The organism is Marinobacter sp., assembly GCF_048259445.1.
In the GTDB taxonomy this organism is placed as follows: domain Bacteria; phylum Pseudomonadota; class Gammaproteobacteria; order Pseudomonadales; family Oleiphilaceae; genus Marinobacter.
Genome location: NZ_JBLXHQ010000016.1, coordinates 46,877 through 60,036 on the forward strand (window position 1 = coordinate 46,877; position 13,160 = coordinate 60,036).

The window sequence follows — 13,160 nt, forward strand, 5'->3', positions numbered from 1 at the left end:
GTAAAATACCCACTGCCACCATAGCAAGCGTGTTCGTTACCAGGTAAGGGTAAAGAATCAGGGCGATACCGCAGTACCTAGCGACCAGGTTCGACTGCCGCCTCCCGTAAATAAAATAACCGATGCCAATGGAGCTGAAAATCAGCCCCCAAATCAGGTTAGCAGTTTGCATAGTACAAAAGTCTCCGAAAAAACCGGCCTCTCCGACGGCAGCGTCAAAACCGCCCGCTTGCTCATACACATCTGGCTGGGGCAACCGGGACGGACGCAGCCATAACCCTCCAGCCCTGTATTTTGCTTCTCTGAAATCATGTTAATGTAGTATCCACGGTTTCCCTAAGGCTTACTGGGACGACGCCGCAACCCAGAACTCAAGCAGGACAATGCCATGATGTATTTTGCCCACGAGATAGGCCGCGCTGCACTCAAACCTGTGCGCATGCTGACCAGCGCCCAGAGCACCCTGCTCCAGCACCGCATGAGCCCTTTTTCCCGCATTCCCGGGGCGCGCAGCATTGGCTCGGCCTACGGTGTTTTCAGAGACCTCACCCAGCGCTACCCGAAGCCAGCCTTTAATCTGCACACAACAACCTGTAATGGAGAGCAAGTTGACGTCCATGAAGAGATTGTTTTGCGGAAACCGTTTGCGCAGCTCAAACACTTCCAACGCAGTGTAACGCGGCCCGATGACCCGAAGCTGCTGATCATCGCCCCGCTGTCCGGCCACTTTGCTTCGCTGCTTCGTGGCACCGTGGAAGCCATGCTGCCGGAACACGATGTATACATTACCGACTGGCGTGATGCCTGCAAGGTTCCGCTGACACAGGGCGATTTCGGCCTCGATGATTATATCGACTATGTTATAGAGTTTATTGACCACATGGGGCCCGACACGCACGTTCTGGCGGTGTGTCAGCCAGTAGTGGCCGCGCTCGCCGCCACGGCTATCATGGCGGAGGATGGGCACCCGGCAGCACCTCGTTCGCTGACGCTGATGAGCGGCCCCATAGATGGCCGCGTAGACCCCACAGCGCCCTGCAAACTGGCCACCAAACACAAGCTGTCATGGTTCAAGCGCAACCTCGTGCATCCGGTACCCGCACCTTACCCGGGAGCCATGCGCAAGGTTTATCCCGGATTCCTGCAGCTGACCGGCTTTGTGAACATGAACCTTGGGCGCCACATCAAAGCCTACCGGGAGCTGTTCAGATCCATCCGCGATGATGAGACCGAGAAAGTTATCCGCCACCGCGACTTCTACGATGAATACCTGGCGGTGATGGATCTGCCGGCAACCTATTATCTGGACACCATCCAGCGTGTTTTTCAGGAGTTTCACCTGGCCCGAGGCTGTTTCATGCACCGTGGGCGCAGGGTAAACCCCGCCGCCATTCGCGACACCGCCCTGATGACGGTTGAAGGAGAAAAGGACGATATATCCAGCCCTGGGCAAACCCGCGCAGCCCACGATCTGTGCGTCAATGTACCGGATTCCCGTCGGTTGCATCACTTGCAACCGGGCGTTGGTCATTACGGTGTATTCAACGGAAGCCAATGGCGTGAAAGCATTGCGCCCCAGTTACGGGACTTCATTCGTGCCGCGTGACCCGCTGATTTTCAGCTGAATTCTTGTGCTGTAGTGGGTGCTCTGCTAGCTTGAAGTAAAGCCCCTCTCGCAGCGATCAGCTGCGCAGATGTGATGTTTTATTGAACAAAAATAACCAAGTATCAACATCATCCCAAGGAGAGTGTCATGCAAGACCTGAAAGGCAAGGTAGCCATTGTTACCGGTGGATCCCGTGGCATCGGCCGGCATATTGCACTGCAACTTGCCCAACGTGGCGCCGACGTAGCAATCAATTACCGCTCACGCCAGTCCGATGCAGACGAAACCCTCAAGGAAATTGAAGCGGAGGGTGTCCGTGCAATGGCCATCAAAGCGGATCTTTCAAAAATGCCGGAGGCACGCGGCCTGATCAAAAAGGTTCACGAAAGCTGGGGGCGTATCGACATCCTGGTGAACAATGCGGGTATCACCAAGGACAAGTCGATGAGAAAGCTCACCGATGACGACTGGAACGATGTTCTCGACACCAACCTTGGTAGCGTCTACGCGACCTGCTCCGAAGTGCTGAACATCATGCTGGAGCAGAAGTACGGCCGCATCATCAACATTACTTCCTTCGTCGGCCAGGCCGGCAACTTCGGACAAGCGAACTACGCGGCCAGCAAGGGAGGCATCATCGCATTTACCAAAACCATGGCAATCGAAGTGGCCAAGCACAACATTACTGTTAACGCTATTGCTCCGGGCTTTACCGAAACCGAAATGCTTGCCCAGGTGCCCGAGAATATCCGCGAACAGATCATATCGAGAGTACCGATGGGGCGCTTTGGTCAACCGGAGGAAATCGCCCGGGCAGTTGTGTTCCTGGCCGCGGAAGGAGACTACATCACCGGCCAGCAGATTAACGTCAACGGCGGCGTGTATATGTAATACCGCGTCGCGGTAGACGCAAAGCATCCTTGCGTCTACCGCCGTTTTTAACAGCTCCGCGGCCCGGGTGGCCGCGGGTTGGAGACTGTGCCAATGTCTGAAAAACCTGTTGAAACAAACACCGGCCCCGAACTTGAACCCAACGTTGTGCCCCGCTCTCTGATGCGCGTCAGCGTACATGGCAGCAACCTCCTGAAACGCTCAATTATGAGCCGGTTACAACGCAGAGCCCCAAACCCGGTCAGCATCAAAAGCATGGCCAAACCCTTTGTTTCCCTCACAGGGAAGCTCTTGACCCAGCCTGATACCGTGATCCTTGCGCAGGTGCGTCTGCTCAGAGACACCACCAAATTTTGTTCAGGCCTGGTATCCAGCCGCATACGCAACAAACCATTGGCCGTGATCGAGCCGGAAAAGGGCGATGGGCGCTTTCGCGACCCAAGCTGGAATGACGCAATGGCGTTCAACGCCATCAAACAGGCGTACTTGCTCACTAACCGCTGGATCATGGATACCATCAATGATGTGCGCGGAATGGACAAGCACACCAGACGCAAAGTGCGTTTTTTCACCAGCCAGATGACAGATGCTCTCGCCCCAAGCAATTTCATCCTGAGCAACCCCGAAGTGCTGCGCACAACCGTGCAGACACGTGGTACAAACCTGCTTCGCGGGATCGCCAACTTGCTGCGTGATCTGGATGAAGGCACGGGCCCTATGCCTTTTAGAATGTCTGACCCGGACGCCTTCAAAGTTGGGGAGAACCTGGCCAACACGCCGGGAGATGTCGTTTTCCAGAATGAGCTGATGCAGCTGATTCAGTACAAGCCTACCACCGACACCGTTCACCGCCGGCCATTGCTGGTAATCCCACCCTGGATCAACAAGTACTACATCCTTGATCTGGGCGAGAAAAAATCATTCATCCGCTATTGGGTGGAACACGGCCACACGGTATTCGTAATCTCCTGGGTTAATCCGGGACCCGAACTGGCGCACAAGAGCTTTGAAGATTACATGCTGGACGGGCCCATCGCTGCCATGGACGCCATTGAGCAAGCCACCGGAGAACGCGAGCTCAATACTGTTGGCTACTGCATAGGCGGCACCTTGCTCGGCTGCACACTGGCCTGGCTGGCCGCCCGCAAAGACAATAGAATCAAAAGCGCAACCTTCCTCAACAGCCTGATGGACTTTTCCGAAGTCGGCGATCTGGAAGTATTTATTGATGAGGATTCCGTCAGCAAACTCGAGAAAGCCATGGACAAGCAGGGCTATCTTGATGGCGCCTCCATGGCAACCGCCTTCAACATGCTGAGGGCCAATGGACTGATATGGTCATTCTTCGTCAACAACTACCTTCTGGGGCGCGACGCCGCACCCTTTGACCTGCTCTACTGGAACGCAGATGCCACCCGTATGCCTGCGGCCATGCACAGCTTCTATCTTCGCAACATGTACATGCATAACCGACTGCGTGAGCCCGGTGGCATTGAACTGGCGGGCACCCCTATTGATCTGGGAAAGGTAAAGGTCCCGAGTTACTTTGCCTCAGCCATCGAAGACCACATTGCGCCCTGGATCTCCTGCTATAAAGGCTCCCGTTATCTAGGCGGGCCAGTGCGCTTTGTACTCGGAGGCTCCGGCCACATAGCTGGCATTATCAACCCGCCGGACCGGAAAAAATACGGCTATCGTCTCAACGATGACAGCAACCTGGAGCCGGATGCCTGGCTAAGTGGCGCAGAGCAGCTTGAAGGCTCCTGGTGGCCAGATTGGGTTGCCTGGGCGGCAAAGTTTGGCGGCGGCAAAGTGAAGGCCCGCAAGGCTGAGGAAGGAAACCTCAGGGTAATCGAACCTGCTCCCGGGGCTTATGTGCAGAATTAGCACGTGACGCTGTAACCTGACAGACAAGCCCGGATAAACACATCACTGTTCATCCGGGCGCTGCGCAAACAGCGAGACCAAGGCCAGACACGCTGAGCCCACCATCAGCAACACCGAAACCGCATTCAATACCGGAGTGGATCCTTCACGCAGCCGGTCAAACATGGCGATGGTCAAAGGCGCGTCTGAACCTACCAGCATCAGGGTGGTGTTAAAATTTTCAAAGGACATCAGAAACGCCACCACGCCGGCACCAAACAGAGCCGGCTTCAGAAATGGCAGTGTCACAGTTGCGATAGCCGTCAACCGGCTGGCTCCGAGGTTCATAGCGGCCTCTTCCTGGGTAATATCGAACTTGCGCAGGCGTGCAGAAATAACCAGGGTGGCAATGGTGGTAATGAAAGCAAACTGGCCTAGAGTAACTAACACCAGGCCCGGCCGCAAAGCTTCGAAATCGTAGTCAAACTGCACTTCAAACCAGTTAGCCACAGTACTGCTGAATACCAGGATAGAGACCCCAAGTATCACACCCGGTACTACCAGCGGCATCAACATGAGTACATAAAGAAAGTTTTTGCCAGGAAACTGCTCCCGCTCGAACAAAAAGGCATTGCAGGTCGCCAGTGTGAGGCTTGCCAGCGTAGTCACTATAGCTACCTGAACACTAACGCCAATGCTCTCGAGCAAAGCATCATCATGGAACAACCCCAGCCTTGGCTCGTTGCTTCCCAGGTACCAGTCCCAGGTAAAGCCGTTCCACGGCAACGACGGAAATAAGGAATCATTGAACGAGAACGCCGCCACCACCAGCAGTGGCGTGATCAGGAAAATGAAAAACAGTACGACGTAACACAGGTAAGACACCCGATAAAAACGGCTACTGGAAATAGAGGGAATCATGACATCACCCGTGTAAACGACTGCCTGGTGATTTTGAGGCCCAGCCAGACAATCAGCGACGAGAGTATCAGCAGCAAAATACCGAAGGCGGCACCCTGCTCCCAGTTAAAGCGAGTAATGAACTGGGTGTAAATTTGCTCGGTAAACCACAAGCTGTCTTTGCCCCCCAGAAGCGTCGGGGTCAGGTAATTTCCAAGCGTCAGCATGAACACAACAATGCAGCCACTCATGATACCGGGCATGGCATGGGGAATCACAATGCTCCTCATCACGTGCCAACTACTGCCACCAAGATCATAACCGGCTTCGATCAAGCTGTTGTCCAGGCTGTCGAGCGTTGTAACCAGAGGCACCACCATGAACAGCATGGAGGTGTATATCAGCCCCACCATAATGGCGACGTCGTTATAGAGCATTTCAACAGGCTGGTCGACCAGCCCCAACCACTGCAGCGCCCCGCTAACCAACCCGGTCTCCCGCAGTAGAATCATCCAGCCGTAGGTACGTACCAACTCGCTGACCCAGAACGGAATCAGGCACAGAATAAACAGTGCCATTTTGGGCTTGCCGCTGAGCACCTTTGCAATATAAAACGAGACAGGAAAGGCAATAATCAACGTAAGTACAGTGGCCACAATGGAAATCACGGCGGTGCGGACGAAGGTATTCCAGTACAGCGGCTCGGTAAAAAATTCGGTGTAGTTACTGAAGCTGAACTCATACTGCCGGGATGCAACGCGCTCGCGCAGAGACACCAGCACCATATCGATATGCGGCAAAATAATCAGCAAGCTTAGCCAGAGCACAATAGGCGCAAGCAGCAGCCAGAAGCCCAGACGGTATTGCGTGCGCGCAAAGCTACCTGGCTCGGCGCTCATTGCACAGCCTCTGACTGTGTCGCCGGTGCTACCGGAAAGCAAAGGCACTGGTTGGCCTGCCAACTTACGTACACAGAACGGCCCGGTTCAAGGGCATGAAAGTCCGCAGTTTGGGGAAGCGCCACAGTGAGCATGGCACCTTCAGCCGTTTCCACTTGAAGCTGGCTGCGAGCGCCATCAAACAGCGTGCGCAGAACAGTTACCTGCAAACAGTTATCCTGCTCAACCTCCGGCCTTACCAGGCTGAGTTGCATCACTTCCGGGCGGACGAACACCGTAATGCGCGAGCCCAGTGATATTTCCTCGCTACTTTGGCTCTGCAGCCGCACGCCGTGCTCGGTAACAACGGTAAGGATTTGACCCGACTGACCTTGCACCTTGCCGACATATTGATTGCTATCGCCAATAAAACTCGCCACGAAGGGCGTTTTGGGTTGGTAGTAGAGTTCTTGTGGCGTACCCACCTGCTCAAACCGCCCCTTATTCATCACTGCCACCTGATCAGACATCACCAGTGCTTCTGACTGATCGTGGGTGATGTACACAAACGTGGTATTGAACTCCCGCTGCAGCCTTTTAAGCTCGATTTTCATCTGCTCGCGCAGTTTCAGATCCAGCGCACCCAAAGGCTCGTCCAGTAGTAACACGGCAGGATTCAACACCAGGCAGCGGGCGATCGCCACGCGCTGTTTCTGTCCGCCAGAGAGTTGGTCAATGCGCTTGTCGCCATAATCGGGCAACTGAACCTTGGCCAGCACCTCGTCAATCAGGGTGGCGTGTTCGCGTTTGGGAACACCTTTACGCTTCAGTCCGTAGGCAATGTTTTCTGCCACCGACATGGTGGGGAACAGCGCCAGATGCTGAAACACCATGTTTACCGGGCGCTTGTTCGGGGGTGTATGCAGTACGGAACGACCTTTGATCAGAATATCGCCGGAATCCGGTTGCTGAAAACCGGCCAACATCCGCAACAGTGTCGTTTTACCGCAACCAGAGGGCCCAAGGATGGAAAAAAAGGCCCCGCGGGGGATGCTGAATGACACCTCATCAACAGCGGCGAATTCACCAAAATGTTTGCTCAGCAGGGTGCAGGCAAGATCCTCCTGCACCCCCGCATCTGCATCCGAAGCGAATGCTTGATCCGACATAGACAACAACCTTAGTTAGCGGCTTTCACCCGATCAAGCACCTTGCCTTCCATCTCTTCCAGACCGGCCGGAACGGGCGGGTACCAGTTGATGTTGTCGAGATCCGCTTGTGGAAAGCTCTCCTTGAACTGAGCCTTCAGGGTGTCATTGACGAAGTCGTCACTGCCTTTGGAGGCCGTAAAGTTACCGGCAGATTCAGTAATACGGGCGGCGACTTCTGGCTGCATAACAAAGTTTATCCACTTGTATGCGGCATCTTCTGCTTTTGTTTTGCGGGGAAGAACAAAGGTATCGATCCAGCCCAGAGCACCGGATTCAGGCGCAACAAAGGTAATATCGGGGTTTTCCGCGTTAAGCTTCCAGCCACCGGCATCCCACGCCATTGCCGCAGACACCTCGCCAGAACGCATCAGATTCAGCAAGGCATCGCCGCCAGACCAATAGGCTTTCACGTTGCTTTTACAGTCAACCAGTTTTTCTTCGACCTTATCCAGAATGGCCTGATATCTTTCCATATCGCCATAGGCGGCGAACGGGTCTTCACCCAGGGCAAAAGCAAAACCAATCAACGTGGGGCGCTTGAGGCGATACGACACGGAACCGCTCAGCGAATCATCACAGAGGTCGGTGTAGTCCTTTACTGTGGTTGCAGTCTTGCGGTTTACGATCAGCCCGCTGGTACCCCAAACGTGAGGAACTCCGTACACCTCACCTTCAAATTCAGTGTTCTTTTTGGTCGCCGCCAGCATGGAAGGGATGATCCTTGCCGTCTCGATTTTGCTCAAGTCCATCGGCTTATATATGTCGAAATCTGCCTGGGCACTCACAATCCGGTCCTGGCTAGGCTGAGCAAGATCAAAACCGGCACCGCGGGTAGCGCGCAATTTGGAGATCATGTCCTCGTTATTGGAGAGGGTGACTTTGACTTCAATGCCGGTCTCTTTCTCAAACTGCTCAACTACATCCTGTGGTGCGTAACCGCCCCAGGTTAGCAGCCGAAGCGTTTCAGCCTGAGCTGAAACCGAAAACGCCGCAGTGGCGGCAGCAAACATTGTGAGGTACTTGAATTGACGGAAAGATCTCATGGTGGGGCCTGTCCTTGTGAGCAACGAGAAGCAGTCTCGGGGAATTCATGACCTTAAATGTAGTGTGTTACAGATTTTTGACAAGGTGTCGGCTCGCATTGCTCAATGCCCAGAGTGCCGCCCACCAGAATAGACTGCCTGAGCAAAAGGACGGCGCGAGCTCAGGACACAGGTTAACTACCTTGTAATCCTGATCAGGGTAACTAAAAAGGCAAACTTGCGATACGCTCTACAATCAGCTTATCGGGCAAACGCGGCCAATTAGTAATTCTCCAAACTGCCCAGAGAACCCATTCAAGATACAAAAGGTGTACCAATGGCGGAAGCCAGTCCCAGGCAAAAGCTCCAGGAACTCAGAGGCAAGTACATTGCCGGGCTGCCCGACCGTATGGCAGAGCTTAGCGATTCCTGGAGCCACCTTCAGCACGTCAGCTGGAACCAAAAGTCACTGACCTTCATGAGCCAGTGCGCGCACAAACTGACTGGCAGCGGGACCACCTTCCAGTTTCCGGACATTACCAATACAGCGCGAGCGCTGGAAGAACAGCTACAAATGATTCTGGCTAAACCTGACGCGAGCTCTGCAGAACGCCAGCAAATTGATCACGCACTCAATGCACTTGAGCGCGCAATCCTGCAGGCCACTAACGCCGGCGTCAAGGAAGAGAATCCTGACCCGGCAATTCAAGCCACGCCGGAGAATAACAGCCAGCACCGCATCGCCGTTATTGAAGACGATGCAGACCAGGCCGCCCATCTCAAGAACTGGCTGGAGCTACGAGGTTATTACGCAGAAACTTTTGAGGATCCGGACACCTACAATCAGCGATCGGACAAACGTCTTCATCATCTGATTCTGCTGGATGTCAGCTTTCCCCAAGGCGCTATGGAAGGCATTGCCTGGCTGGAGCGCCTGAAGACTCAGGTCGGCACCCATACCCCTGTGCTTATGATGTCCGCGAGGAGCGACATGGTCGCCCGCATGCGCGCATTCCGGGCAGGCGCAGATATCTATCTGACCAAACCACTCAACATGAGCGTACTGGAGGAGCGCATTCATCAGTTACTTGAAAGCAACGTAACAACCCGGCCAAAGGTACTCTGGGTGGACGACGACGTTGAACTTCTCGCCCACTATGAAACCATGCTCACAGCGGAAGGCTATGAGGTGGAGGGCCTGAGTCAGCCAGTTCGCGTTCTGGAGCGCATCGAACAGTTCCAGCCGGATGCCATTGTACTGGACCATGACATGCCCGGCTGCCGGGGCATCGAGCTGGCGAAGGTGCTCAGGCAGGATGCCAACTACATGACCATCCCGATCCTTTTCGTATCAGCCTCGCCAGAAGCTCGAGAACAGCTCGAACAACACAGCATTGCGGGCAACGAGTTCTTCCAGAAGCCGCTGAACAGCGAACAGTTCCTCAGCTCCTTGCAGCGACATCTGCAGAACGCACAACATATTGCTGCACGCATCAATCTGATAAGCCAGCGCAAAGAATCCAAAGGCCTGCAGAACCTGGACTACTTCCTGACTGAACTCGGGGCCCTGCTGGCCAGTATCGGGAGCAACCCGGAAGGTAAAACGCACTATCTGATGCAGGCCAGCATTGACCGCCAGGAGTATCTGCGCGCCCAGCATGGTGCTCGTGCCATGGCGAGCCTTGCCGCCCGGATGGAAAAACACTTCGCCAAACAGCTCGGGCCCGGGGATTCGGGTTGCGCCCTGGGGGGCGGCAGCTTCCTCTTCCAGCTCAATGAGCCCACCTCCAACGATGATGGCATATCGCTCCTTGAGCGCTTCCACCATAGCATGAGCACACCCGCCTGGACCCTGGCAGAAGACCACACCCCGGTCACCCTCAGCCTGGGCGTGCTAACGCTCAACGATGCCCTGGATGAAGACAAGGCCCTGATCGAAGTAGAACATGCTTGCAGCGAAGCCATACAGAGTGGTGGCAATCGCATTAAGTGGCAACAGGCACCCGAACGATCGCCTGAACCCGAATTCAACGCCCGTATCAGGGAATTGATCGCGGCTCATCGGTTCAACCTCTACTACCAACCAATCGTTAATATGGAAACCGGCGACACCCTGTTTGAGGCGCTGGTGCGACTGGTAGACAGTGACAATGCTGTGTATCTGCCAAGCCAGTTCCTGAAGCAGCTGCCTGAAGGCATCCGGGGGCCATTCCATGAGCTGGACCGCTGGGTAATCCAGCACGCGGTAGAGGCCCTTTCAGCCCTAAAAGGCAAAGATGCCGCCAGCCATTCGGTGAGCATAAAGCTTTCTTCCTCCATGGCTGTTGTAGAGAACCTTCTCCCTCTGCTGAGCTCAGCGATACGGGACGCCCGCCTCAAGGGCAAACGCAGAATCTATCTGGCATTATCCAGCCCGAATGTAATGAAAGATGTAGCCGGCGCTAAAAAGATAGCGCGAATGGTTCAGAACATGGACTGCGGGCTGATCATTGAACACATAGATACGTCGGTCGCCTCTGTCGACCTGATAAAAGAACTGGATTCGGTGGATGTTGTGAAACTGGCGCCGGCACTCGGCGCGGTTGCTCAACAAACCCCAGCTCTGGAGCAGCTTTTGAATCAACTGAAAGCCACGCGTAATCTCAACCGGAGGATCGTGATCACCGGCGTAGAAGACGCTAAAGCACTGTCCTGGTTCTGGGAGCGCGGCATTCGCAACTTTCAGGGGTACTTTATCCAGGAACCCAAGGGGGCCATGAGTTACGAGCTATAGTCTTCAGCCAGCAAGATAATATTTCAGGAGAAACGATGACAGATGGACCTTCACGCCCTCAAAGGGGACTGGCTCGCATAAAACAACTGACGATCCGGCTCATATACTCCCGTCACGCTTTCTGGGGTTTGGGGGTTGCGTCTTTTCTTGAGTCCATCCTCATACCGATTCCTTTAGAGGCACTGCTCATCCCTTTGATGCAGGCCCGTCGCAGCCAGATTTTCCTTCTCAGCACTATTGCCCTGCTCGGTTGCCTGGTGGGTGCCAGTGTCGGCTACTTTGTCGGCTATTTCGTGTTTGATGCGATCGGCCAGCAGCTCGTGGAGATGGTTTCTACGCCCGAACAGTTTGAACAGGTGCGCAGGCGCATGGAGGAAGACGGCTTCTGGTTTATTCTGAGCGTGGGCGTTATTCCGGTTCCTTTCCAGATTGCCATGCTGGCCGCAGGTGCCACCAGCTATTCGTTCTTCCTGTTCATGCTCGCATCGGCCTTATCCCGGGCGCTTCGATACTATGGTCTGGGGCTGCTGGTTCTGATTACAGGCAATCGGGCCCAGGCTATTTTCGAACGTCACAAAGTATCTGCTGCAATCGTGATTACAGTCGTTGTACTCATAATCTGGGGCTGGTCTGTACTGAGCGGGTGACGCCCCATCACATATGGCCGCCACAAACGGGAGCGGCGGCCTGACGCTTGATCCGAATTTGCACTATCGGGGCAAAAGGTGGCTGATTTCGTCGGCTTGCCAGCTTTGGATGTTCCCCCGAATGATCATGCGATAAACCAGTGCCGCCACAACAAACAGATTGACGAGCAGCAAAAGCGCTTCAACGCCAACGATACCGTAAAGAAGCGGGCTCTGAGAGCTCAAAAGGCCTGTTTTCAGGGCTGTCGTGGTAAACAGGGCTGTGATCACGTAACTGGATACCAGCATGCACACCAGCCCGAGAGAGAAAATCAGGGGGCGCTGTTCCTGGAACAGATGCCTGAAAAATCCATTCCGCCATAGTGCGAGCAGAACCAGCAACGCCATGGTGACTGTTCCCGCAGCACCCCAGGTAATCAGGTTCTTGGTCGCCAGATCGAATTCGGCGAAGTGATGGCCATAATTCAGGTAATTTCGAACCATCGCTATCATCAAAACATTGAACGTGGTTATCGCGGTACCAAAATTCATCACCTGCGCCCAGATTTTCTCTTGAGAGGTTCGGTCATTCAGGCTTGCGCGTGAGGACAGTAAGGCCATAAAGTCGCCCCGAAAGACTCTGAAGTAACTCAGGAATACCCCGGCGGAGAGAACCACAAACACCAGAGAAACCACCAGGGAAGTCGCAGTCAGTGCGGTGTGCTCGCCCAGAGCGCCCGGGCCAGCAATGTTCAGCGCCATGAACCCGAGCGAGAAAGGCACAACCATCGACGCCTGATTCGCGCTACTGCCAGAGGCCTCTTTCAGCCGTGCCCTGGCCTTCAGGTACCAGACGAAAAGCGTCAGGGCCAATGCCGCAACAGCCAGGTCGTACGCAAGCCAGAACGGCCAGATTATGTCGTCCGCCTGATTGTTCAGCCCGAAGAAAATAACGGCTGCAAAGGACGATACGTTGCCATACATTCCGAGAGAAAGAGGTATACCAAACCATCCTGCGGTTTCCATCGGGTCCTGGTCAGAGAGGTTATGGCCACCCGCTCTGAGAAATTGCACCGAACGCAGAATAAAATAGGGAATCAGTAAGCTGCCAAAGATAAAAAGAAACCAGAAACTGTACCAGGTCAGCAACAGCCCTAAATGAACCAATCCCTCTGAGGCCAGAAGGTGAGCGTTATACTGATCCACTGATGGAAGGAAGTGCCCTTTATGTGGGACAAAAATGTTCAGAACAAAAACCAGCATGATACTGGTACCCATCAATCCCAACGGCAGGAGCCAATGGCGGGGATGCCATTTTCGTTGTGCCAGGCCATTCATATCACTACCTCTTGAATCCAGATAAAGAACAAATCTGGATACTATGATT

At 54.4% G+C, this 13,160-nt stretch carries 10 protein-coding genes; 5 read left to right on the forward strand and 5 right to left on the reverse strand.

Features of this window, described 5'->3' with window-relative positions; all coding sequences use genetic code 11:
* Positions 1 to 388 precede the first annotated feature (388 nt).
* The 3 genes from ACN0RL_RS12540 to ACN0RL_RS12550 all read left to right on the forward strand — a co-directional run bounded on the left by ACN0RL_RS12540 (position 389) and on the right by ACN0RL_RS12550 (position 4,384).
* A complete protein-coding gene (locus ACN0RL_RS12540; RefSeq protein WP_417517258.1) occupies positions 389 to 1,606 on the forward strand; it encodes a polyhydroxyalkanoate depolymerase in 1,218 nt (405 codons plus the stop codon).
* 147 nt (positions 1,607 to 1,753) lie between these two features.
* A complete protein-coding gene (fabG, locus tag ACN0RL_RS12545; RefSeq protein ID WP_417517260.1) occupies positions 1,754 to 2,497 on the forward strand; it encodes a 3-oxoacyl-[acyl-carrier-protein] reductase in 744 nt (247 codons plus the stop codon).
* 93 nt (positions 2,498 to 2,590) lie between these two features.
* Positions 2,591 to 4,384 (forward strand): PHA/PHB synthase family protein, encoded by a 1,794-nt coding sequence (locus ACN0RL_RS12550; RefSeq protein WP_417517262.1) that lies wholly within the window; start codon positions 2,591 to 2,593, stop codon positions 4,382 to 4,384.
* Positions 4,385 to 4,426: 42 nt separating this feature from the next.
* On the opposite strand, the gene ACN0RL_RS12555 is transcribed toward ACN0RL_RS12550, so the two are convergent.
* Genes ACN0RL_RS12555 through ACN0RL_RS12570 form a run of 4 tightly spaced genes read right to left on the reverse strand, consistent with a single transcriptional unit; the run spans position 4,427 to position 8,395 of the window.
* On the reverse strand, positions 4,427 to 5,284 hold the full coding sequence (locus ACN0RL_RS12555; RefSeq protein WP_417517264.1) for an ABC transporter permease: 858 nt from the start codon (positions 5,282 to 5,284) through the stop codon (positions 4,427 to 4,429).
* Positions 5,281 to 6,162, reverse strand: coding sequence for an ABC transporter permease (locus ACN0RL_RS12560; protein WP_417517266.1), 882 nt, complete (start codon positions 6,160 to 6,162; stop codon positions 5,281 to 5,283). Before ACN0RL_RS12560 ends, ACN0RL_RS12555 begins: the two co-directional genes overlap by 4 nt.
* Positions 6,159 to 7,310, reverse strand: a complete 1,152-nt coding sequence (locus tag ACN0RL_RS12565) for an ABC transporter ATP-binding protein (protein ID WP_417517268.1) — start codon at positions 7,308 to 7,310, stop codon at positions 6,159 to 6,161. The genes ACN0RL_RS12560 and ACN0RL_RS12565 overlap by 4 nt, the downstream gene beginning before the upstream one ends.
* Before the next feature lie 11 nt (positions 7,311 to 7,321).
* Positions 7,322 to 8,395, reverse strand: coding sequence for an extracellular solute-binding protein (locus ACN0RL_RS12570; RefSeq protein ID WP_417517270.1), 1,074 nt, complete (start codon positions 8,393 to 8,395; stop codon positions 7,322 to 7,324).
* A gap of 316 nt (positions 8,396 to 8,711) precedes the next feature.
* Between ACN0RL_RS12570 and ACN0RL_RS12575 the strand changes: the two genes are divergently transcribed.
* Both ACN0RL_RS12575 and ACN0RL_RS12580 read left to right on the forward strand, forming a co-directional pair.
* Positions 8,712 to 11,147, forward strand: coding sequence for a response regulator (locus tag ACN0RL_RS12575; protein ID WP_417517272.1), 2,436 nt, complete (start codon positions 8,712 to 8,714; stop codon positions 11,145 to 11,147).
* Between the two features lie 35 nt (positions 11,148 to 11,182).
* A complete protein-coding gene (locus tag ACN0RL_RS12580) occupies positions 11,183 to 11,794 on the forward strand; it encodes a YqaA family protein (RefSeq protein ID WP_417517274.1) in 612 nt (203 codons plus the stop codon).
* A 63-nt stretch (positions 11,795 to 11,857) separates the two neighbouring features.
* On the opposite strand, the gene ACN0RL_RS12585 is transcribed toward ACN0RL_RS12580, so the two are convergent.
* Positions 11,858 to 13,111, reverse strand: a complete 1,254-nt coding sequence (locus ACN0RL_RS12585) for a TsoY family (seleno)protein (protein ID WP_417517276.1) — start codon at positions 13,109 to 13,111, stop codon at positions 11,858 to 11,860.
* Positions 13,112 to 13,160: the final 49 nt, after the last annotated feature.

What these genes read in the sequence shown, in the direction of transcription:
- ACN0RL_RS12540 (WP_417517258.1), top strand. Translation starts at nt 389, where the DNA reads ATGATGTATTTTGCCCACGAGATAGGCCGCGCTGCACTCAAACCTGTG.
- fabG (WP_417517260.1), top strand. Translation starts at nt 1,754, where the DNA reads ATGCAAGACCTGAAAGGCAAGGTAGCCATTGTTACCGGTGGATCCCGT.
- ACN0RL_RS12550 (WP_417517262.1), top strand. Translation starts at nt 2,591, where the DNA reads ATGTCTGAAAAACCTGTTGAAACAAACACCGGCCCCGAACTTGAACCC.
- ACN0RL_RS12555 (WP_417517264.1), bottom strand. Translation starts at nt 5,284, where the DNA reads ATGATTCCCTCTATTTCCAGTAGCCGTTTTTATCGGGTGTCTTACCTG.
- ACN0RL_RS12560 (WP_417517266.1), bottom strand. Translation starts at nt 6,162, where the DNA reads ATGAGCGCCGAGCCAGGTAGCTTTGCGCGCACGCAATACCGTCTGGGC.
- ACN0RL_RS12565 (WP_417517268.1), bottom strand. Translation starts at nt 7,310, where the DNA reads ATGTCGGATCAAGCATTCGCTTCGGATGCAGATGCGGGGGTGCAGGAG.
- ACN0RL_RS12570 (WP_417517270.1), bottom strand. Translation starts at nt 8,395, where the DNA reads ATGAGATCTTTCCGTCAATTCAAGTACCTCACAATGTTTGCTGCCGCC.
- ACN0RL_RS12575 (WP_417517272.1), top strand. Translation starts at nt 8,712, where the DNA reads ATGGCGGAAGCCAGTCCCAGGCAAAAGCTCCAGGAACTCAGAGGCAAG.
- ACN0RL_RS12580 (WP_417517274.1), top strand. Translation starts at nt 11,183, where the DNA reads ATGACAGATGGACCTTCACGCCCTCAAAGGGGACTGGCTCGCATAAAA.
- ACN0RL_RS12585 (WP_417517276.1), bottom strand. Translation starts at nt 13,111, where the DNA reads ATGAATGGCCTGGCACAACGAAAATGGCATCCCCGCCATTGGCTCCTG.